We start from the raw sequence: 22,530 nt of genomic DNA, 5'->3' as shown, positions 1-22,530 counted from the left end.
TCAGAAACCATGAGAATCAAAACATCGAAAACTCGACATACTATATTTTCCTTCGGGATCATCATAGCACTTTTCATTTCTGCATGTAGCAAATTTGAGGAGATTAATACAGATCCGGATGCCTCAACAAAAGCATCACGATCATTATTAGCAACGAATATCATTTTAGGATTAACCTCGAGCAGCAACGGCAAACCTTTCTACGCGAGCTTCCTCGTATCGAAGTATCTTGCATGGGCAGAGAACTCTGATGGAAATCAATACAACGCTTTCGATAGAACAGGTTTTACAGGTTACTCTAGTGTGATTAATGGCAATAAAATGCTATCCATGACCAGTGAAACAAATAGACCAGCTTATGAGGGCTTATATCTATTTAATAAGGCCTATAATATGTTTTACTTATCCATGAGCTTGGGAGATATTCCTTATTCTGAGGCATTTCAAGGTGAATCAAATATTCTTAAACCGAAATACGACAGTCAGAAACAGGTAATGATACAAGTTCTCGATGATTTAGAGAAATCTTACGATGCCTTTAATAAAGGAATAAACCTAGAGGGGGATCCGCTCTTTAAAGGCGACTCGAATAAATGGCGTAAGATCGTTCGGGCTTTTCAGTTGAAGGTATTAATTCAACTTTCAAACAAAAGCGAGGACTCCGACTTGAAAGTGAAAGAAAAATTTAAGCAGTACATAACCGCTGATTTAATGACCTCAAATACGGATAATCTTCAGCGCGTTTATTCAGAGAACGCAAAGGAATTTTATCCTATATACAAAACAAGACTAAATCATAATCCTTATGCCATGCTCAGCGATTTATTAGTCAATAAATTAAAAGAAACGGGCGATTACCGATTATTCTATTACGGACGACCAGCTGCTTCTAAAATTAAACAAAACCTACCAAGTAATAGCTTTGATTCCTTTATTGGCGTCGATCCTTCTGCGAAATTCGATGTAATCTTAGCTGCCTGGGGGAACGGAGAATTTTCAGGAATAAATGATCGATATACGCAGAACCCAAGCGGTGAGCCTGTTGTTAAAATCGGCTATGCTGAGCAGCAGTTTATTCTTGCCGAAGCGGTACTACGAGGATGGATCTCTGGTAGTGCTTCAGATTATTACAAAGAAGGCATCAAGGCAAGCATGTCCTTTATTGCTAGCCGAACTCCTGATAATCCTGCATATCACTACAATAGAAAAATTACGGATGACAATATCAACTCCGTTATTGCAAGTCCTACAAATCAGCTAAATGGAAATAAAGAAGGTGATTTAGAAAAAATTATGGTTCAAAAATACCTTGCGTCATTTATGAACAGAGAATGGGAAACCTACTATGACTATCGTCGTACAGGCTATCCAAAGTTTCCTATCAACCCTCTTACCAATCAGAATAGCGATAATACGAAAATGCCTATGCGTTGGAAATACCCTTTGGGTGAATACGACAATAACTCAGAAAATATTACTGAGGCTGTACAGCGACAATGGAATGGCGTGGATGATGTTAACAAATTAATGTGGATATTACAGAAATAACAAGAACTGCACATGAGAGATCTTATTAAATTATTTTTTACAATCATACTGACTATGGTCAGTATGATTGCCCTCGGGAATCAGAAGCAACTCCGCGTATTTCAACTCAATATATGGCAAGAGGGAACGATGATTGAAAAAGGATATGAAGCAATTGTTGAGGAAATTCTCGACAAAGACGCGGACGTCGTTATGCTAAGTGAAGTTCGAAATTATAAAGGCGTTGATTTCGTACAGCGATTAATTTCCTCATTAAAAGATCGTGGCGTAAATTACTACGGGGAATCGAGTCATCCAAAATTAGATGTTGCCTTTCTTTCCAAATATCCAATCGAAGATCAACAACCTTTATATCACAAGGATAAACAGATTGCCTCTGTTTTGAAATCTCGAATCAAAGTTAATAATAAGCAATTTCTATTTTATTCAGTCCACCTTGACTATACGAATTATGCATGTTACTTGCCTAGAGGATACGACGGTGTGACTTGGAAAAAATTAAATCAAAAAATAACTGATGTTGCAGCGATTGTTACTGCCAACAAAAAGAGTAAGCGGGACGAAGCAATCGTGGATATTATAAACGACATTAAAAAGGAAAGTAAGAACCAAACGATTATGATCGCTGGAGACTTCAATGAACCATCTCATTTGGATTGGATTGATGAAACAAAGAATCTATATGATCATTCCGGAACTGTTATCCCATGGGATTGTTCTATACTTTTAGCAGAGGCAAAATTTACGGATTCATTCCGAAAAATATATCCGAATCCGGTAACTCATCCCGGCTTCACATTTGCGTCGTTCAATAAAGATGCGGAGTTATCCAAGCTTGCGTGGGCTCCTGAAGCTGATGATCGCGATCGTATCGATTATATCTACTATAAATCAAACAATAAGGTTAACTTAAAAAACATTCAAATCGTAGGTCCTGTTGAAACCATTTGCTATGGAATAAAACAAGAGAAAGATAGTAACGATAACTTCCTTCTCCCTAAAGATCGCTGGCCGACCGATCATAAAGGACTATTAGCGACATTCGTTTGGAAGTAAGGGTTCTAAAAAGCATTTTTGGAAACAAAGGAATTCAAAAAAATGAGAATTCCTTTTAACTTGTAAAATGATTCATTAAAATTGCCGACACAAGTGGTACATCAACATTAAATCCTGAATACTTAAAAAACTATCATGAGAAAGCTCCTTCTAAGTTCATTACTATTTGCCGCTATTCAACTTCAGGCACAAGAAAAACCTAATATCGTGCTCATCCTTGCGGATGATTTAGGTATTGGTGACATTGGTCCTTATGGTCAAAAAATAATAAGTACCCCTAATTTAGACAAGCTAGCTGCCACAGGCATGAAGTTTTCAAATTTCTATGCCGGAACATCAGTTTGCGCACCATCGCGCTCCTCACTCATGACAGGCCAACATACGGGACACACTTATGTACGCGGCAACAAAGAAATTGAACCTGAGGGACAAGAACCTTTAGCGGATTCTATACGGACTTTTGCCATGATTTTACAAGAGCACGGTTACAAAACTGGTGCATTCGGCAAATGGGGACTAGGAATGGTTGGTACTTCTGGTGACCCGAATCGAAAAGGCTTTAACGAGTTTTTCGGATATAATTGTCAGCGTCAATCACATCGTTATTTCCCTACACATCTATGGCATAATGATCAACGTATTGATCTAAATGGGAATGACCTAACAAAGATGGTTACCTATGCTCCAGAATTAATACAGAAACAAACCTTAGCATTTATTGACAACAACAAAGATCAACCTTTCTTCTTATTTGTTCCAACCGTATTACCACATGCCGAATTAACAGGCCCCAACGACGAGTTTTATAAAAAATATGAAAATGCTTTCGATGAAACTCCCCATAAAGGCAACGATTACGGTCCAAATGCGACGATTCCAGGATATGCCTCAGTGGCCAAACCAAGGGCTACCTACGCTGCTATGGTAAGTCGAATGGATCACTATGTCGGTGAGATTATTGATAGGCTTGATTCATTAGGCTTAAGTGAAAATACAATTATCATTTTCAGCAGCGATAATGGCGCTCATCGCGAAGGTGGTGCTGATCCAGAATTTTTCAACAGTACAGCGGGATTAAAGGGTTTTAAACGCGACTTATATGAAGGGGGTATTCGTACACCACTTATTGTGAAATGGAGCGAGAGAGTAGCTCAAAATGTTACCACTGCGCACATCTCTGCTTTTTGGGATATCCTACCGACTATTCAAGAAATAGTATCGGACAATAACGTAGAAAAGACTGATGGCATTTCTATATTGCCTACACTACTTAGTCAAGGCAATCAAAAACAGCATCATCAATTGTATTGGGAATTCCATGAGGACGGAGGCCGTCAAGCTGTTCGTTATAAAAACTATAAGCTAATCAAATTTAAAGTGAAAGATCCTGCGAACAGCTACTATGAACTTTATGATTTAGAAAGAGATCCTCAAGAAAAAACACCAATAAAAAACAAGAAAATCAGTAATAAATTGATAAAATTATTGGAGCAACAGCACGTAGAGAGCGAGCTCTTCCCATTAACGGCTAGTAAACGCTAAAAAACAATAATATCCATATTGCTTTCGGAAGAATAAAATGATATTGGGTTTTGGAGACCATTTGTATGAGTCCAAGCCCAATTCATTTATTAATATTAGGGAACAAATAAAATATTGTTTTATATAGCCTAGCTAAGTGAAGTCTATTCTTACTCTGCTAGATCCCGAATACATTGTTCTCGGATGGCCCAGATTTCTTCAAGGGAGTACAATATACCTTTATTGTCATTCAACCATTGATTCAAATAGGCTCTATGTATTTCAATCTTCTTCTCACTAATCTCGTATGGTTGAATTTCAACCTCCATTAGTAAATCACTTGTGAAGTCATCTGGAGAAGATCCCTTCCGTGTAAAATCAAAATAACAATTATTATACTTTAAATAAGTATGCGCCTCTGGTATATAGTCCAAATTATGTTTTGCTAATGTCTCGCTTACTTTTGATGTGTTTAAAGGCCCCATTTTAAAAATCCCGAGAAACAGCTTTACATTTGCATCCCCATTTTCAAAGGCCAATTGCTTCAACAAACCATGCTTTGTACTACAGGTACCTTTATTCTCTACAAACAAAGTCAGTAAATCATTTTTATCCGTATTCCTGCCATAAGCCATGTTCTGGATAAAAGAACAGGCCTCAACAAATGTGAATAGCTCCCGTTTTAGAAATTCACGAGAAATAGCGCCTTTATCTTGTATAACGAAATTAGGGATATCCATGACACCTATTTATTAATGTTCTGAGCCTCCATAAATCCACATCGACTGCGTCTCCCCTGCTTTCTCGAAACCTACTTTTTCATAAAACTCAATAGACTTACCATCTGCAGTAAGCATTTGCATATGGAAACCTCCGTAGATTTCATTCATCTTATCCATTATCAGGCGTCCTACACCCTTGCCTTGAGATAACGGATGCACTAACAAATGAGGATAATAAACAACCAAATAGCCGTCGGAAATTGCATTCCCTAACCCAACTAGTTGATCAGCATCCCATGCGGAAATTAAGGAATGTGAATTCATCAATGCTTTATACAGCTCTTCCGGCTTATTCGCTGAACTCCACTCATTGGCTCGATACAATTCAATAATTGCCTCGATCTTTATGTCTCTCCTATCTGAAAGGTATATTCCCATACATTAAAAATATCATTTCTTTAATCGATTGCATTATTGCAAGCGCAAAAAAATCTTAATAGCAACAAGCGCTCAACAATAACGGGCCTAAATTGTATTAGAAACTCAAAAGTTTCATGAATGATACATCTATTTAGTAATCCTGCTAGCAGAAATCCCTTCATTAGCGTTCAATAATGCTGAATTTCTATCTACGTTAGCTTTTATTAATGCCGCCCCATTAAGTCTATTAAAGTCCCAATAAGAACAGGGATCATCCAAAAAGTTAACATGCCTATAGCATATGCGAAAAATGCCTTTATATAGCTCACAGCTTTCCGCTTTTCATAGAATTGCCCGATTGCCCAAACACAGTATAGCAATCCTGCAACCGATGCAATAGGCATTACCTCTAAGTGAGTCAATCCTTGAAAGATAACGAATACCGAAAATATCAACATGCCCATACCCATTACGAAACAAAGCATAATCAAAATCTCATAGAAATTGTACTGATGTTTTCTGAAAAATAATTTTAACCATAATGCTATCGCTACACCCATCATAATGTTTGCATATCCGTAGTGGTTTTGAACCCAAGCGACTATTGCACTTACAGCACCAGGTGCTTTCCCTTCACCTTCATGATATTTTACATACCCGTCTTCGATATGAAAAAAGTGATTTAAAACGGTATAAATCAAGGAAGTTATGATTATAAAAATAATAGGCTTCACCAATCTACTTCGATTTTCAGAAAGGTAATTTTTAATATTTTGACCAGGATTAGTGATAAGCTCACGTATCGTATATAAGATTCCACGTTCGAAGTGAAGAACATGTTCAATTTCGTGAATGATATAATGTGAGTCGATTCTTTTTAAGCTAGTTGGCTGTCCACAATCTGGACAATACTTGGAAGTAATTTCAGAATTACAGTTTCTACAGTTCATTTAATAATTATGCGCTTAATATATCTTTATTTTGTTGGTTTGGTTAGTGTGGTCACTTCCCTTTTTTTGAAAGAAACGAAGTTACAAAAGATTTACTTTTCGAACTATGTCTGTAGACCTAAGTTTTATGATTTCATTCAAAATATTATTTTCGGATCCCATCAACCGATGAGTTGAATTCTAGACGAGTCAGAAAACGACGAGTATAATATGCATACATTAGGAATTGTTTCGAAGAAACTTACCAATCAATTGAAAACAAAACGTTCATGATACATCGGGTATCACCAACAGCCATGAAAGTCACGGGCTCATAGTCCCAATAGGCATTTAGCCAAAACGGTATCTTAGTACCAATAAATATAAGACCTATGGCTGTCAGCGGATTACCCTTTATTCTTGACCGTGGTTGTGGACTGGATGTCCACAAAGACACAGTAGTTGCTACCATTAAAGGTAGTGATTTTGATACAGAGACAAAAACCTTCTTAACTTTTACGGATGACTTGTACAATTTAGTGGAATGGCTCCAGGCCCATTCCATTACACAGGTTGCCATGGAGAGCACTGGGGTTTACTGGCGACCGGTTTACGCGGTTCTGGAAGACTATTTTCACATCCTACTGGTCAATGCCCGGCATATCAAAAATGTTCCGGGACAGAAGACCGACAAGAAGGATAGCGAATGGATCACTAAACTGCTTCTTTCCGGTTTACTGAAGGGGAGCTTCATCCCACCACAACATATCCGGGAGCTCAGGGAACTTTTCCGACATAGACGTAAGCTTATCGCTATGCGGACCGCAGAAAAGAACCGGTTACAGAACATCCTTGAATCCGCCAACATCAAACTGAGGAGCGTAGTCAGCGACGTATTTGGGGTAAGCGCCATGGAAATGGTCCGGGCCATGGCCAAAGGTCAACTCGATCCTTTGCTATTGGCAAGCATGGCCAAGGGTTCGCTGGTCAAGAAACACGCAGAGCTACTTAAGGCACTTACTGGCAAGATCACGGATCATCACCGCTTCATGTTGAACCTAATACTGCAATCCATCGATCATATCAATCTACAAATAGCACAATCAGAGGCTCAGATGGAACAGTACGCAAGGATCATGCACAAGGAGCTGGAACTACTGGAATCTATCCCTGGAGTATCTTCCAGGGTGGCACTGGGAATCGTTTCAGAAATCGGTACGGACATGGCTCAATTTGCAACACATCAGAACCTTTCTTCATGGGCTGGGGTTTGCCCAGGCAACAATGAGAGTGCAGGAAAGAAGTACTCCTCGAAAATAACACGTGGAAACAAGTATCTCAAGACGACGCTCGTGGAGGCAGCATGGGTGGCCTCTAGATCCAAGGCAAATCCATTACTTGCGGTCAAGCATCATCAAATCGCTGCACGAAGAGGTCAGAAGAAGGCTACAATAGCCATCGCACATAAGATCTTGATTGCAGCATACCATGTCCTGAGGGACGATGAAGCCTATCAATTGCATCCACAGGATAAGAAAATACTTGAAAATAGACGACTTAAAAGAATTGACAGATTACAGAAACAATTGAGTACCCTTAAAAACACGTCTTACAAATAAAAGATCGACCTTTTTTTGGTGGTTAGACTCCCCGGAAATAAAACTGATATCAGACGTTAAGAACCAACAGTTGATGCCTTTAGAGCTCGTAGAAAAAATTATACTCTGTTTTTATTAATCAAGTCATTTCATCATAAATAATAATACACAAGAAACAGAAACAAAATTATCCGGACAAAAAGAATAGACCCTTGAATAATCACTGGTCTAACATTTTATTGGATTACTAAAAAAAACAATAATAACTTTGACTAGTCCTGAAAAATAGATACAGTTTTTCAGTGATTAAAAATACATAATTTTATGCAGTAGTAGCCGAGAGGTTTCTACTGCTTTTTGTTTTATAAGTTTTGTAATTCATATTTGATTTGAGATGCATTTGATTGGGAGTTAGCATATGATTAGACCAATGTGGTCTGTCATTGTTGTAGATATTGATTGCTTCCTCTACAATTTGCTTCATCAAAGTTAGATCTAAATGATAGGTATCAATCATGAACTCTTGTTTCAGAATACCGTTTATACGTTCAGCAATGGCGTTTTCATAAGGATCAGAGTTTTCTGTCATACTGCACTTAATCTTGTATTTGTTTAGATAATATTGATACTCGTCTGAACAATATTGGATACCTCTGTCGGAATGATGGATTAATGATTCCTTTATTTTTCTTTGTTTTTGAGCCATTTTCAATGCTTTTACAAACATGACTTGTACACATTGTGCTTGAGATTTCAAAGCCTACTATCTTCTTAGAATATACATCTGTAATCAAACTTAGATAACAAGGTTTTTCTCGCTTTCCGATGTAAGTGAGGTCACTCACCCAAACTTGATTGGGACGATAATATTTCATTCTTTAATAATATTAGGATATTTTTTAAATCGATGATGTGACATGGTCGTGGTACGATAACTCCGTTTTGGAATAATTAATAAGTGATTGGCTCGTAAAATATCAAAAAACTTGTCTCTGCCAACTTTTAATACCTGTAGCTCTTGGACCAATAAATGATAGAGTTTCCGTGTACCAATTCTTGGCTGAACAGCGCGTAGTTCCTGGACTAAGCTCACAACTTTACTCGCTATATTTTGACTTCTTTTAGTTCGTCTGATTCTTCGATAATACACTTGCCTACTTAACCCGAACAACCCACAAGTAAAACTTAGGCTTTTTTGTTTTTCTTGTCGGAAACAATCGATTGTGCGGGTTTGAAGTTTTTTCTTACGTCTATTTTATATTCTTGTTCGGCAATATCGATCATCATATCAAAGATAATCGCTTTGGAATCAGCAATGTAATTCTGTCGCTCAAGCTGCGCTTTCTGCTTCTCCAACAATTTGATTTTGGCTTCTAATTCTAAAATGCGTTGTTCTGGTGACTTTGCCATACTGGATGGTATTTGATTCTCCCAATCAAAGTTACCATATTTTTTCAACCAGTTACGAATTGTGCTATCTCCTTGGATACCATACTTTCTTTGTGCTTGTGTGCTTGTCAATTCTCCGGATTCAACTTCTCTGACAACATTCAGTTTGAAGCTTAAAGTGTAATCACGCTGCGTACGTTTTACATAATTGGATATTTCTTTCATAACGATTCTTTTTATGTATCGCTATTTCAGGACGAGACACTTTCAGAAAAAAAAAGCCCTAACTTTCGTTAGAGCTTTTTAGTCGGGGTGGCAGGATTCGAACCTACGACCTCCACATCCCAAATGTGGCGCGATACCGGGCTACGCTACACCCCGAAAAGGTATCACCTTCTTTTTGTGTGGCACAAATATACGGCGAAAAATATATTTGTCAAGATAAATTTTAAAAAAACAGCTAAAACACTCATACAACGCATGTTAAATTATCAAAGGCATTCGTACACTATATTTTTTTAAAATATTTTCACAATAACTTTCATAAAATCAAGTGGTTTTCATATCTTTGCACCCACCTCAAATAGAGGAAGATAAAATTTAAAAAAAGTATTTTTTTATATCAGATAAAAGCTGTAATATTGCATTCCGATTTTTACAGGATATAAATCGTTTTTAATTACACAGAATCATGGATTTAGTAAAATTTGTAGAAGAACAAGCGGTAGTGAGAAATGAAATTCCCGCTTTCAAAGCAGGAGATACCATCAGCGTTCATTATAAAATTCGCGAAGGAAATAAAGAGCGTGTACAGGTGTACCAAGGGGTGGTAATTCAATTAAACAGCGAAGGTGCTAACGCAACTTTTACCGTTCGTAAAATCTCAAACGGTGTAGGTGTTGAACGTATTTTCCCTGTAAACTCTCCTAACATCGAGAAAATCGACGTTAACTCAGTTGGTAAAGTACGTCGCGCGAAATTATTTTATTTACGCGGACTTACTGGAAAAGCTGCACGTATCAAAGCGAAAAGAGTTTAATTACGATATTTCTTTTAAAAGAAAAAAAGGACTTACATCATGTAAGTCCTTTTTTTATGCACTTATTAATCAAGCAGGTTAATTACGAATAACAACTGGCTTAGTTCCCATGATAGCATCAATGCGATCTTTAACTTCTGCCGTTATTAAAGGCAATACCTCCAAAGCTTTTAAGTTCTCTGTCAATTGACTTTCTTTCGTCGCTCCCAATATGGCGGTCGTTACATTCGGATTACTCAAACACCAAGCAATACTGAGTGTAGGTAATGACACACCAAGTTCATTAGCGAACTCCTCTAATGCTTTAACACGCGCCAACTTGTCGTCTACAACAGCTCGATCTCGAAGCCATTCGTAACCCTCCAAAGACATTCTTGAACCTTCCGGAATACCATTATTATACTTCCCTGTCAAAATACCTGAAGCTAAGGGGCTCCAAATCGTCGTACCCATACCCACATTATTAAAGATTGGAGCATAATCTACTTCCATTTTCATACGATTAAAAAGGTTGTACTCCGGTTGTTCCACGGATGGACCTTCAAGACCTAATCCTTTCGCAACCATATGAGCCTCCATAATCTCAGCCGCAGACCACTCACTCGTTCCCCAATAGAAAATCTTTCCTTGTTGAATCAAGGTATTCATCGTACGCACGACTTCCTCGATTGGAACATTCGGATCAGGACGGTGACAATAATAAAGATCCAAGTATTCGACCTGCAAACGTACCAACGCTTCTTCGCAAGCTTCCATCAAGTGTTTTCTACTTAAGCCATGCTGATTCGGTTTCTTCGCCTCTCCTTTCCAACCAAAAAAGGCCTTACTGGAAAGTACATAGGACGAGCGATCCCAATTTACCTTTTTCAATACGCGCCCCATCATCTCTTCCGACAATCCAGCAGAGTACACTTCCGCGTTGTCAAAAAAATTAACGCCCGCATCGTATGCCTGCATCATCAATCGCTCGTTGATATGATCATCAGTTTGTCTCGCAAAAGTAACCCATGAACCGAAGGAAAGAGCGCTCAATTGCAGTCCCGTTTTACCCATTCGTCTATATTCCATTTTATCTATTTTTTTATTAAAGTTACTCCATTCAGGGAGATTTTCACCTCAAAAACTTATTGTTAAGTGTAAAATTTTAGCAATTATTTCCACAGAACCCGATACTAAAACCCGCCAATCGATTAATCTTCAAAACAATCCAAGATTCAATCGAGTAAACGTTTTTTTTATAGGGTATTGAAGAAAAAATTTGTACCTTTGTATCCCGTACATAGAGCAGATGAGGCGTTAAAAAAAGACCTCATTCTATATTAGAAATCCATTATTGCTATGACTAAATATATCTTTGTTACGGGCGGCGTAACTTCGTCGTTAGGGAAAGGAATTATTGCTGCTTCCCTTGCCAAACTACTTCAAGCTCGTGGTTTAAAAGTAACCATCCAGAAGTTTGACCCGTACATCAATATCGATCCAGGAACACTTAATCCTTATGAACATGGCGAATGCTACGTTACAGAAGACGGAGCAGAAACTGACTTGGACCTTGGTCACTACGAACGCTTCCTAAACGTCCCCACTTCACAAGCGAATAACGTTACAACAGGCCGTATTTACAGTCATGTTATTGAGCAAGAACGTGCCGGTGCTTACTTAGGAAAAACTGTTCAGGTCGTTCCCCACATTACCGATGAAATCAAACGCCGTATGTTGCTTTTGGGTCAAACCGGAGAATACGACATCGTGATCACTGAACTAGGAGGAACTGTAGGTGATATTGAGTCCCTACCTTTTATTGAGGCTGTACGCCAGCTACGTTGGGAATTAGGAAACAACGACTGTTTGGTTATTCACTTAACCCTTGTTCCCTATCTTGCTGCTGCAGGTGAGCTAAAAACTAAACCTACACAACATTCTGTAAAAACTTTATTGGAATACGGTATTCAACCGGACATCTTAGTTTGTAGAACTGAGCATAAGTTGAATAATGATATTCGTAAAAAACTAGCCTTGTTTTGCAATGTGAACATCAATGCTGTTGTTGAATCGATAGATGCGCCAACAATCTATGATGTGCCATTAAACATGCTAAAAGAGCAATTGGATAAAACAGTATTAGCAAAATTGAAATTATCAACTAAGAATGAACCAGATTTAGAAAATTGGAAAGCATTCTTAGGTCGTTTAAAAAACCCAACGAATGAAGTTTGCATAGGTTTAGTTGGTAAGTATGTGGAACTACCAGATGCTTATAAATCTATCGCCGAAGCATTCATTCATGCGGGCGCGACAAACGAAACGAAAGTTAAAGTAAAGTATATTGCAGCGGAAAGCATCAATGACGACAATGTAGCTGAGAAGCTTAAAGGTCTTGACGGTGTACTCGTAGCTCCTGGCTTCGGTGAACGCGGATTGGAAGGAAAACTTACCACGATTAGATTTGTTCGTGAAAACAAAATTCCTTTCTTCGGAATCTGTCTTGGTATGCAATGCTCTGTAATTGAATTTGGTCGTAATGTATTAGGTCTTAAAGGAGCAAACAGCTTTGAAATGGACGAAAACACGCCTCACCCAGTAATTAATTTAATGGAGGAGCAGAAAAACATTACGAACATGGGCGGTACTATGCGTCTAGGTGCTTATGATTGTGAAATCAAAAAAGGAACGAAAGCTTTCGCGATTTATGGAAAATCGAAAATCACAGAAAGACACCGCCACCGTTATGAATTTAACAATGCATACTTGAAGGACTACGAAGCAGCTGGAATGATTGCCTCAGGCTTTAACCCAGACAGCGGATTAGTAGAGATTGTCGAGCTGAAGGACCACCCTTTCTTTGTCGCTGGACAATTTCATCCAGAATTAAAATCAACAGTAGTAAATCCTCACCCACTTTTTGTTAGCTTTGTAGCCGCTTCTTTAGCGCACAAGAAAGCAATGTAGTCAGCAAAGACTACGAGAGATATAGTAAATAATATAAAATGGATAGAAACAATCTAATAGGATTCATCTTAATCTTCGCCATCTTAGGCGGCTCATTCTACTTAATGAAGCCATCTCAGGAGGAAATCAAAAAAGAACAACAGCTGCAAGACTCGATTAAACGAGTAAAAGAAGGCGTAGTTGTTACAAAAGACACCACGAAAATCACTAGCGCTGCACAAACTGTAGCAGACTCTGTTTTGGCAAAACAACCTTTCGGTGTTGCATCTCAAGGAACAGAACAAGCAATTACATTAGAAAACGAACGCATTGCGGTTACCCTTAGTAACAAAGGTGGTCGTGTAAAGTCTGTTGAACTAAAAGGCGAGAAAAACTATGACGATTCTAAATTAATCTTATTCGACGGCGATAACAATCGTTTTGGATTAGAATTCAATGTCCCTGGAAAAGCTGTAAAAACAAACGATCTATATTTCCAAGCTCAAGGTACGAGCTTCTCGGTAACAGGTGAAGACTCGAAATCAGTAACAATGCGTCTTTCTTACAGCGCAGATCAATACATTGATTATATCTATACCCTTGCCGGAAACGACTATAACCTTAAATTAGATGTTCGTACGGTTGGATTGAATGACCTGATCGACGTTAAAAACAAAAGCCTTCTTTTAAATTGGGAAACAACCCTAACACAAAAAGAACGCAATGTGAAATCAGAACGTGAGAAATCGGCAATCTTCTACAAAGATGTAGAAGGCGAGGTCGATCACCTTTCTGAAACGAGCGACGAGAAAGAAACTATAGAAAAGAAATTAAATTGGATTGCCTACAAACAACATTTCTTCTCAACCGTGTTGACGAGTAAAGAAGGTTTAAGCAATGCTACTTTAAACTCTGTCTTGATTAACGAGCAGGGCATAGTAAAGACTTATCAAACGACCGCTGATCTAGCTTATTCTGGTCAAAAAGAAAATCAATACGAATTCAGTTTCTTCTTTGGTCCGAACAAGTACAAAACCTTGAAGGCAGAAGGCAATGGATTTGATAAGATTATCAATATGGGCTGGGGACCAATGGGATGGATTAATAAATTTATTACTGTTCCAATCTTCGATTTCCTTGACGGATTCCATATGGGCTACGGCATCGTGATATTAATTCTGACCTTGTTCTTAAAATTCATCATGTTCCCATTAACATTCAAATCTTACCAATCTATGGCAAAGATGCGTGTGTTAAAACCACAATTAGATGAAATCAAAGAGAAAGTAGGCGAAGATAATCCAATGTTATTGCAACAGGAACAAATGAAGCTGTATAAGCAAGCTGGCGTTAATCCGCTTGGAGGATGTTTGCCTTTGCTATTGCAAATGCCTTTCACACTTGCATTCTTCTTCTTCTTCCCGAACTTATTTGAACTTCGTGGAGAAAGCTTCTTGTGGATCAAAGACCTTTCCACTTACGATGCGCCGATCACCTTTGCGAATATCCCGTTAATCAATGTTGACCACATCTCTTTAATGTGTGTGTTAATGACGTTAACGACCTTGTTAACAACTTGGTATAACAATGCTACATCAGGAGCTGCAAATAACCAAATGAAATACATTGGCTATATTATGCCACTCGTATTCTTCTTTGTATTGAACAGTTTCCCTGCAGGTTTGAACTACTATTACTTCTTATCTGCGGTATTAACCTTCTTAACGCAAGTTATTATTCGTCAATTTGTTGACGACAATAAAATCTTAGCGAAAATTGAAGAGAAGAAAAGCAAACCGCAAGTAGACAAGAAATCATCTTTCCAGAAGAAAATGGAAGATATGATGAGAGCTCAACAAGCAAACCAACAAAAGAAAAAATAATTGTATTAAAGTCTTTTTATAGATTTTAGACAATAGATATCAGATATAAGAGCCTGCATTGCGGGCTCTTTTCTGTTTTGGAGAATTTGAAATTCGGCAATTCATCGCTGGAATTCCGAGCGACCCTAGATGCCAAAATTATGGAGCGTTCGACAAACCTATCCGATTTTGCAAAGAAAATTAGGAGAGGATACCTTAAAACAAACCCAACTTTCATTTTAAACAATCATTCTACGGGTGGGATACGGATATGCTTCCAGGAAGAACAAACCATATTCGCTATTACGCCTAAGCCTCTCTACAAGGCCATACTTTGCGCCTTAGTCATTCTACTTCCCTTTCACATCCCTTTCACTTCCCTTTCATACCTCAATCAGATTCGTCTCCGATTGGTTATGCTAGGGTGTTAATTCGATAAAAAAAAGAGCCTGCAATGCAGGCTCTTCGATTTCGTGTCGCTTAGTCCAATACTAAACAAAAGCACTGTATCCGGTAATGCTTCGTCCAACGATCAACGAATTTATCTCCTTAGTACCCTCATATGAGTAAATTGCTTCGGCATCAGCTAAGAACCTCGCTACATTATATTCCAATAATATACCATTACCCCCCATTACTTCTCTTGCTCTAGAAACGATATCCCGCGTTCTTAGCGTACAGAAGACCTTCGCTAGGGATGCGTGTTCATCTTTCAACTTATCGTCGTCTTGGAGCTCAGAAAGCCTAAATACCAAGGTCTGCATAGCAGTAAGATTAGATAGCATTTCCACAAGGTGATTTTGAATCAATTGGAATGATGCAATTGGTTTTCCAAATTGTTCGCGATGTAGTGTGTATTCCAAAGCATTCTCATAGGCGCCGCGGGCACAGCCAACCGCCATCCACGCTACTCCTGCTCTAGTCATTTGCAATACCTTTGCCGTGTCTTTAAAAGAGTTCGCATTCACTAATCGATCAGATTCAGGGACCTCACAATCTGTAAGCGTTATCAATCCATTTTGGACGATCCGAAGCGCCATCTTCCCTTTGATTTTTTCAACCGCGAACCCTGGATTTTCCTTACGCACGATAAAGCCTTTAACTTGCTGATCGTCTAAGTCGCGTGCCCATATAATCGTAATATCTGAAAAAGTGGAATTCCCTATCCATTTCTTCTGACCATTCAAGATCCAAGTATCGCCCTCGCGCTTACAGGTTGTCGTTAAACCGCCAGCTGTACCTGATCCGACCAATGGTTCAGTTAAACCAAAGGCACCAATTTTCTTCAGCTGTTGCATTGCAGGTAACCATTCAGCCTTCTGTTCTTCAGACCCACATAAATAGATAGAGCCCATCGCAAGGCCACTCTGCACACCTAGAAAAGTAGCAATGGAAGGGTCAATTCGACCAAATTCACTCGCAATAATACCATCCATTAGGGAAGTTCCTCCAGCACAACCATAGCCCTCGTAGACATACCCGCAAACATTCAGCTCGGCAAGTTTAGGGATGATTTCAAAAGGAAATTCATCATGTAACCAGTATTTATTGACAATTGGCTTAACTTCCGCCTCTAAAAATGCACGTACTTTTAATTGTAAAGCGCGATCTTCGGGAGATAATTTCGCACTGGTATCATAAAAATCAGCATCAATTGCTGGCGGATCTTTCTTTTTTTTACTTCCGGTCAACATTTTCATTGCCATTTTCAATTGATTTTCATCCATTTTGGAAACGGCAGCTAAAACTTCGCCCAAATCCACCTTTTTCGAAATCTTTTCTAATTGCTCTAAATCAACTGATTTAAAGAGCTTTAGCATATTTGTGAGTTTATCTAACATAGTCTTTGTTTAAAAAGTTAACAGAAATATAACAAAAAATGTTTTTTATTGTTGCAAATCAACAAAACAGTAGTATATTTGCGCTGCCCAAAGCAAATAACAAACATTTAAACTACTGAATTTCAGAGGGTTTAATATAAAATTAAAAAAAACTTATTTTTTGGGTTACCTTTTAGGGTTACGGGTATTAAAGATTAAATAAACAAATTTGTTTCAACTAAATAGAAAATTAAAAAAATGAAAAATTTATTCAAATTCGGATTCTTAGGATTAGCTTTAACTGTAGCAGTTGCATCTTGTAACAACGCTGAAACTAAAACAGAAGCTGCTGCTGATTCAGTTGCTGATCAAGTAGAAGCTACTACTGATTCTATCGCTGATTCATTAGAAAACGTTGCTGATTCAGTAAAAGCAAAAGGTGATTCTATCGCTGATTCTTTGAAAAACGTTCAATAATCCGAACTAAATTAAAAATACATCAAGAGCCTGTTTAAGAAACAGGCTTTTGTTGTTTTATAAGGTTTCGGTTGGTATAGGTCTACGAATTTCTTATTTTTGCCTCACAAAAGATTTTATACCATGACATTATCATCCTTAACTGCCGTTACACCTATCGACGGGAGATACTACAATAACACCAAAGAACTTGCAAATTACTTCTCAGAATTCGCATTAATCAAATACCGCGTATTGGTAGAGGTGGAATATTTCATTGCACTTTCGGAATCTGGAATTCCGCAATTAGCGCATTTTGACGGCTCTTTGAATGATAAATTACGTGATATCTACCGTAACTTCACGGAAGAGAACGCGCAATGGATAAAAGATACCGAGAAAGTAACAAACCACGATGTAAAAGCTGTGGAGTACTTTTTAAAAAATGAATTCGAAAAATTAGGACTAACGGACTCCTTAGAATTTATTCATTTCGGATTAACATCTCAAGACATTAACAACACAGCGATTCCATTATCTTGGAAAGAGGCTATTGAACAAGTCTATACGCCAGGTATTAATGAACTTGTTAACGAATTGAAATCTCTTTCTACTGATTGGAACGACGTTTCGATGCTAGCCCGAACACACGGACAACCAGCGTCTCCTACCCGTTTGGGAAAAGAAATCAAAGTATTCATCGAGCGAATTGAACGACAGTTAGACTTGTTAGCGCAAGTACCTTATTCCGCTAAATTTGGAGGGGCTACAGGTAACTTCAATGCACACCATGTCGCATATCCTGCAAACGACTGGGTCGCTTTCGGAAATAATTTCGTTAATGAGAAGTTGGGATTAAACCGCTCGCAGACGACAACGCAGATCGAACATTACGATAACTTTGCTGCTAGCTGCGATTCCTTGAAACGTATCAATAACATTATTATCGACCTTTGTCGTGATATTTGGACTTACATCTCCATGGATTACTTCAAGCAAAAAATTACTGCTGGACAAATCGGGTCATCTGCTATGCCGCATAAAGTCAATCCTATTGATTTCGAAAACGCAGAAGGTAACTTGGGTATTGCTAATGCTATTTTTGAACACTTAGCCGCGAAGCTACCTATTTCAAGATTACAACGTGATTTAACGGATTCAACCGTTTTAAGAAATATCGGTGTTCCATTTGCTCATACCTTAATCGCATTCAAGTCTACATTACGTGGTTTACGTAAATTGATACTAAATGAATCGGCCTTTAAAGCAGATTTGGAGAACAACTGGGCAGTCGTTGCGGAGGCTATACAAACAATTTTACGCCGTGAGGGCTATCCAAAACCTTACGAAGCGTTGAAAGACTTAACCCGTACAAATACGCACGTTACACAAGCTACGATTGCGGAATTTGTCGACAATTTGAGTGTTTCCGACGAAATTAAGAATGAAATCAAAGCGATTTCTCCAAGCAATTACACGGGCGTACAACTATAAGCTTTTACGCAGTAATGACGCTGTCATTTAAGGAATGACTTATATTTGTCTCATATTATAGAACGATTACAACATGGCAACAATTAACGTATATACAGAAAGTACACCGAATCCTTCAACAATGAAGTTTTTGGTGAACAAGCTTTTAATCAATGGGAGTTTAGACTATCCGGATCGTGAGAAGGCACAAGAGTCGGCATTTGCCCGTGAGCTATTCAAATTCAATTTTGTAAATGGTGTGTTCTTCGCAAGTAACTTCGTAACGGTTACAAAAACTGAAGATGCAGACTGGTCGGATATTGAAGCTTTATTAAAAGAATTCGTAAAAGGTGCTGTTGAGTCTGAATTGGCAGTAAAACCAGAAGAACATTCAGAAGATGTTGTTTTCGAAGGTTCTGAGGTAGAAGTAAAAATACAACAAGTCTTACACGACTATGTTCGTCCAGCAGTAGAACAAGACGGTGGTGCTATCGCATATAAAGCATTTGAAAATGGTGTAGTAACCGTAGAATTACGCGGTTCATGCTCTGGCTGTCCTTCGTCTACAATTACGTTGAAAGCGGGTATTGAGGGACTGTTAAAACGAATGGTTCCTGAAGTTGAGGAAGTGGTCGCAGAAGCGATGTAACGAATCCGTATAAAAGAGTTGGACCTACATTCTCTAGGTCTACCAAGATAAAATCCAATAGGATTGAAAAGAGAAAGGCTAGAATTTACATTCTAGCCTTTCTCTTTTCAATCCTATTCTAAAACTTTAAAGCTGAATCCTGTACAATCGACTTGTAAATAAGCACGTTGCAAGACTCGGTATATATTGCATATATAAACGTCTAGCCTTATTTAAATTTGCTTGCTAGGGCAGCCAACTTACTTGCCATATCGGTTTCGGGCGCTCTGTTATCTTTCTTTTCTCTATCGTTTCGCTTTCTTGGTGCCTTTTCTTCAGTTTTCATCGTTAAGCTAATCCGATTTCTCTTTTCATCAATTTCTGTAACAGTGACCATAACAGGCTGTTGCACTTTGACAACTTCGTGCGGATCGCTTACAAAATGATTTGCTAATTGACTCAAATGCACCAAACCGTCTTGATGTACACCGATATCGACAAACGCTCCAAAGTTGGTAATATTCGTTACAATTCCAGGTAATTTCATTCCTACTCGAAGATCAGCGACGCTATTGACACCATCGGTAAATGAAAATGCTTCAAATTGCTCACGCGGATCTAATCCTGGTTTCGCTAATTCAGCAAGAATATCATTTAAAGTCGGCAATCCAACTTCATCACTCATATACTTTTTCAGATCCAAGCTTTTTCTAAGCTTTTCGTCTTTCATTAGCTCCGGAACGGAGACATTTAAATCCTTCGCCATTTGCTCAACCAAGGCATAGCGCTCCGGATGAACTGCAGAAGCGTCCAATGGATGCTCCGCATTACGAATGCGTAAAAATCCGGCTGCTTGTTCGAATGCCTTCTCTCCTAATCGTGGAACCTTCTTCAATTCACGACGTGATTTAAATGGCCCATTCTCCTTACGGAAATTGACAATCTGTTGTGCGAGAGCAGGTCCAAGACCTGAGATATAAGCTAAAATTTGCTTTGAAGCCGTATTCAATTCCACTCCTACCGCATTCACACAAGAAATAACGGTATCATCCAACGCGGATTGCAATTTATTTTGATCAACATCATGTTGATACTGCCCTACCCCAATTGATTTGGGATCAATCTTCACCAGCTCTGCTAATGGATCCATCAGGCGGCGACCAATAGAAACTGCGCCACGAACCGTCACGTCGTGATCTGGAAACTCCTCACGTGCAGTCTCTGATGCTGAGTATATCGATGCGCCACTTTCGTTGACCATTACAATTGTTATATTCGAAAGATTCAACTTACGGACAAACTCTTCTGTTTCACGCCCAGCTGTACCGTTACCAATTGCAATAGCTTCTACATCATGTTTCGAGACTAGGTGTTTAATAGTCTTTTCAGCCTCTAGAGCGGCGTTTGCTCCAGTATGTGGGTATATGGCAGTATTTTCTAATAAGTTCCCCTGAGCGTCTAAAACTACGGTTTTACAACCTGTTCGAAATCCTGGGTCTAGTGCTAACAAACGCTTTTGACCTAGAGGAGCAGCCAATAACAATTGACGTACATTATCAGCAAAAACCTTAATAGCTTCCTCGTCGGCTTTTTGTCGAGTCAGTACGCGAATCTCCGTCTCCATGGAAGGTTTCAATAGACGTTTGTATCCATCAATCATTGCCAATTCAACTTGTTTTGCAGCTTCGTTATTTCCTTTGACAAATTGTTTTGCAATACCAGGTAAAACCTGATCTTCAGCAACCTCAATATCCAAATAAAGTAATTCTTCTTTTTCTCCTCGACGCATTGCTAACACGCGATGTGAAGGCGCTTGTTGTAAAGATTCAGACCATTCGTAATAGTCTTTAAATTTTAATGCTGCTTCCTCTTTTCCTGGAATTACACGTGAAACAAATTCACCCTTACTTAAAAACACCTTACGAGTTTTTGCACGAACCTCCGCATCTTCGGCGATTTGCTCCGCAATAATGTCGCGAGCGCCCGCTAGTGCTTCCTCTAAAGTGGTTACCCCTTTCTCTTCATCCAAATATGCCGCGGCTTCCGCTTCGATATCGATATTATTTTGTGCAAAGATCAAATCGGCAAGCGGAGCTAATCCTTTTTCGCGGGCAACAGATGCACGTGTCTTACGTTTTGGTTTATACGGTAAATAAATATCCTCCAACAAAGCCATTGTCTCTGCAGATTTCACCTGCTCTTCCAAGATTGGATTTAATTTACCTTGATCCGTAATCGATTTTAAAACCGCTTCTTTGCGTTTATCTAAATCACGCAACTGCTGAATACGATCGCGAATTGCCGTAATTTGTACCTCATCCAAACTTCCGGTTAGCTCTTTTCTGTAACGGGAAATAAATGGAATCGTCGCACCCTCATCTAATAGTGCGATTGTTGTACGAACTTGTTTCTCAGCAAGAGATAGCTCTTGCGAAACGATCGTTTCGTGTGATGTTATCATAAAAATTAAAATGAAAAACAAAGCTGTTGAAGGACATCAACAGCTTAGGCATATAATAAAATAATATTTTTAGGCATTTTTAGTATTCTCTTCTTGCGAAGGATTGCGATCTGAGGATGGAGTTTCCTCAACTTCGGCGTCGTTAGCTTGCTCTAAAGTAGCTTCCGCACTCTCATTATTCGAAAAGTGATCATTATATCCGTAGCTATAGTAATCGTCGGCAGTAGGTGTTTGATACGGCTGGTGCTCATAAGTTCCCGAAGGGGCTGTAAATTGTGGCGCCTTTTTCTCTTTGTTTGTGGATTCCTCACTCGCCAATTCCTCGCCTACAGTCTCTGCACTCTCAACCGTTTCTTCTACTTTTTGTTCTGCCACTCTTGCTTCCGGTTCCTTCTCAATGTCTGCTTTAACATCTTCAATCTCTTTCTCAAAGTTGTTTATTTGATCGGAAATTTCACGTTTAATACCCTCTGAGGCATCTTTAAACTCACGAATTCCTCTTCCCAATCCTCTAGCTAGCTCTGGTAATTTCTTACCCCCAAACAACAACAAGGCAACCAATATGATTAACATCATCTCTTGAGTACCTATATTCAAAAACGCTAAATTCATCTCTTTTCCTTTTTATAGTGGAAAGCTAAGGTAAGTTTATTCTCCTTTTTTATCAATATCTGTCTGTA

General features: G+C 38.7%; 21 protein-coding genes and 1 tRNA gene. 10 read left to right on the top strand and 12 right to left on the bottom strand.

The window, feature by feature from the left end:
* Nucleotides 1-9: 9 nt before the first annotated feature.
* The 3 genes from GFH32_RS04275 to GFH32_RS04265 all read left to right on the top strand — a co-directional run bounded on the left by GFH32_RS04275 (nt 10) and on the right by GFH32_RS04265 (nt 4,146).
* A complete protein-coding gene (locus tag GFH32_RS04275; RefSeq protein WP_153509896.1) occupies nt 10-1,548 on the top strand; it encodes a SusD/RagB family nutrient-binding outer membrane lipoprotein in 1,539 nt (512 codons plus the stop codon).
* 12 nt (nt 1,549-1,560) lie between these two features.
* A complete protein-coding gene (locus GFH32_RS04270) occupies nt 1,561-2,604 on the top strand; it encodes an endonuclease/exonuclease/phosphatase family protein (protein WP_153509895.1) in 1,044 nt (347 codons plus the stop codon).
* Between the two features lie 135 nt (nt 2,605-2,739).
* Entirely contained in the window at nt 2,740-4,146 is a 1,407-nt protein-coding gene (locus GFH32_RS04265) for an arylsulfatase (RefSeq protein WP_153509894.1), read from the top strand.
* Nucleotides 4,147-4,295: 149 nt separating this feature from the next.
* On the opposite strand, the gene GFH32_RS04260 is transcribed toward GFH32_RS04265, so the two are convergent.
* The 3 genes from GFH32_RS04260 to GFH32_RS04250 all read right to left on the bottom strand — a co-directional run bounded on the left by GFH32_RS04260 (nt 4,296) and on the right by GFH32_RS04250 (nt 6,217).
* The gene (locus tag GFH32_RS04260; RefSeq protein WP_153509893.1) at nt 4,296-4,865 is read right to left on the bottom strand and encodes a hypothetical protein; all 570 of its coding nucleotides are present in this window, start codon (nt 4,863-4,865) and stop codon (nt 4,296-4,298) included.
* A 12-nt stretch (nt 4,866-4,877) separates the two neighbouring features.
* The gene (locus GFH32_RS04255) at nt 4,878-5,285 is read right to left on the bottom strand and encodes a GNAT family N-acetyltransferase (protein WP_153509892.1); all 408 of its coding nucleotides are present in this window, start codon (nt 5,283-5,285) and stop codon (nt 4,878-4,880) included.
* Nucleotides 5,286-5,491: 206 nt separating this feature from the next.
* On the bottom strand, nt 5,492-6,217 hold the full coding sequence (locus GFH32_RS04250) for a DUF3667 domain-containing protein (protein ID WP_153509891.1): 726 nt from the start codon (nt 6,215-6,217) through the stop codon (nt 5,492-5,494).
* Nucleotides 6,218-6,588: 371 nt separating this feature from the next.
* Between GFH32_RS04250 and GFH32_RS04245 the strand changes: the two genes are divergently transcribed.
* The gene (locus GFH32_RS04245) at nt 6,589-7,815 is read left to right on the top strand and encodes an IS110 family RNA-guided transposase (RefSeq protein ID WP_153509890.1); all 1,227 of its coding nucleotides are present in this window, start codon (nt 6,589-6,591) and stop codon (nt 7,813-7,815) included.
* A 301-nt stretch (nt 7,816-8,116) separates the two neighbouring features.
* Here the strand turns inward: GFH32_RS04245 and GFH32_RS18345 are convergent, their stop codons facing one another.
* From GFH32_RS18345 to GFH32_RS04235, 5 genes are all read right to left on the bottom strand, one after another.
* The gene (locus GFH32_RS18345; protein WP_228384217.1) at nt 8,117-8,500 is read right to left on the bottom strand and encodes an integrase core domain-containing protein; all 384 of its coding nucleotides are present in this window, start codon (nt 8,498-8,500) and stop codon (nt 8,117-8,119) included.
* A complete protein-coding gene (locus GFH32_RS18340; protein ID WP_228384216.1) occupies nt 8,391-8,669 on the bottom strand; it encodes a DDE-type integrase/transposase/recombinase in 279 nt (92 codons plus the stop codon). The genes GFH32_RS18345 and GFH32_RS18340 overlap by 110 nt, the downstream gene beginning before the upstream one ends.
* Entirely contained in the window at nt 8,666-8,887 is a 222-nt protein-coding gene (locus tag GFH32_RS18335) for a hypothetical protein (protein WP_228384215.1), read from the bottom strand. The genes GFH32_RS18340 and GFH32_RS18335 overlap by 4 nt, the downstream gene beginning before the upstream one ends.
* 92 nt (nt 8,888-8,979) lie before the next feature.
* On the bottom strand, nt 8,980-9,408 hold the full coding sequence (locus GFH32_RS18330; RefSeq protein WP_228384109.1) for a helix-turn-helix domain-containing protein: 429 nt from the start codon (nt 9,406-9,408) through the stop codon (nt 8,980-8,982).
* Between the two features lie 82 nt (nt 9,409-9,490).
* Nucleotides 9,491-9,564 (bottom strand) — tRNA-Pro (locus tag GFH32_RS04235).
* Between the two features lie 310 nt (nt 9,565-9,874).
* On the opposite strand from GFH32_RS04235, the gene rplS reads away from it, so the two are divergent.
* A complete protein-coding gene (gene rplS, locus GFH32_RS04230; RefSeq protein ID WP_153509889.1) occupies nt 9,875-10,222 on the top strand; it encodes a 50S ribosomal protein L19 in 348 nt (115 codons plus the stop codon).
* Nucleotides 10,223-10,300: 78 nt separating this feature from the next.
* Here rplS and GFH32_RS04225 read toward each other — a convergent pair whose 3' ends face one another.
* Nucleotides 10,301-11,290: a potassium channel beta subunit family protein gene (locus GFH32_RS04225; protein WP_153509888.1), complete on the bottom strand. Its 990-nt coding sequence runs from the start codon at nt 11,288-11,290 to the stop codon at nt 10,301-10,303.
* Nucleotides 11,291-11,560: 270 nt separating this feature from the next.
* Between GFH32_RS04225 and GFH32_RS04220 the strand changes: the two genes are divergently transcribed.
* Together GFH32_RS04220 and yidC are read left to right on the top strand one after the other, a co-directional pair.
* On the top strand, nt 11,561-13,171 hold the full coding sequence (locus GFH32_RS04220; RefSeq protein WP_153509887.1) for a CTP synthase: 1,611 nt from the start codon (nt 11,561-11,563) through the stop codon (nt 13,169-13,171).
* 38 nt (nt 13,172-13,209) lie between these two features.
* Nucleotides 13,210-15,033, top strand: a complete 1,824-nt coding sequence (gene yidC, locus GFH32_RS04215) for a membrane protein insertase YidC (protein WP_153509886.1) — start codon at nt 13,210-13,212, stop codon at nt 15,031-15,033.
* A gap of 470 nt (nt 15,034-15,503) precedes the next feature.
* Here yidC and GFH32_RS04210 read toward each other — a convergent pair whose 3' ends face one another.
* Complete coding sequence (locus tag GFH32_RS04210) at nt 15,504-16,853, bottom strand: acyl-CoA dehydrogenase family protein (RefSeq protein WP_153509885.1); 1,350 nt, start codon at nt 16,851-16,853, stop codon at nt 15,504-15,506.
* A gap of 237 nt (nt 16,854-17,090) precedes the next feature.
* Here GFH32_RS04210 and GFH32_RS04205 point away from each other — a divergent pair, with 237 nt between their 5' ends.
* From GFH32_RS04205 to GFH32_RS04195, 3 genes are all read left to right on the top strand, one after another.
* On the top strand, nt 17,091-17,309 hold the full coding sequence (locus GFH32_RS04205) for a hypothetical protein (RefSeq protein ID WP_153509884.1): 219 nt from the start codon (nt 17,091-17,093) through the stop codon (nt 17,307-17,309).
* Between the two features lie 123 nt (nt 17,310-17,432).
* Complete coding sequence (gene purB, locus GFH32_RS04200; RefSeq protein WP_153509883.1) at nt 17,433-18,782, top strand: adenylosuccinate lyase; 1,350 nt, start codon at nt 17,433-17,435, stop codon at nt 18,780-18,782.
* A 73-nt stretch (nt 18,783-18,855) separates the two neighbouring features.
* Nucleotides 18,856-19,410 carry a NifU family protein gene (locus GFH32_RS04195; protein ID WP_153509882.1) on the top strand — a complete coding sequence of 185 codons (555 nt, stop codon included), beginning with the start codon at nt 18,856-18,858 and terminating at the stop codon, nt 19,408-19,410.
* A 208-nt stretch (nt 19,411-19,618) separates the two neighbouring features.
* On the opposite strand, the gene GFH32_RS04190 is transcribed toward GFH32_RS04195, so the two are convergent.
* Nucleotides 19,619-21,850 carry a Tex family protein gene (locus GFH32_RS04190; RefSeq protein WP_153509881.1) on the bottom strand — a complete coding sequence of 744 codons (2,232 nt, stop codon included), beginning with the start codon at nt 21,848-21,850 and terminating at the stop codon, nt 19,619-19,621.
* Between the two features lie 69 nt (nt 21,851-21,919).
* Nucleotides 21,920-22,462 carry a Sec-independent protein translocase subunit TatA/TatB gene (locus GFH32_RS18550; RefSeq protein ID WP_153509880.1) on the bottom strand — a complete coding sequence of 181 codons (543 nt, stop codon included), beginning with the start codon at nt 22,460-22,462 and terminating at the stop codon, nt 21,920-21,922.
* Nucleotides 22,463-22,530 lie beyond the last annotated feature (68 nt).

The sequence above is a fragment of the Sphingobacteruim zhuxiongii genome, from assembly GCF_009557615.1.
GTDB classification, from domain to species: domain Bacteria; phylum Bacteroidota; class Bacteroidia; order Sphingobacteriales; family Sphingobacteriaceae; genus Sphingobacterium; species Sphingobacterium zhuxiongii.
The sequence above is the reverse complement of the archived record's forward strand: the minus strand, read 5'-3'. Positions and strand labels throughout refer to the sequence as shown.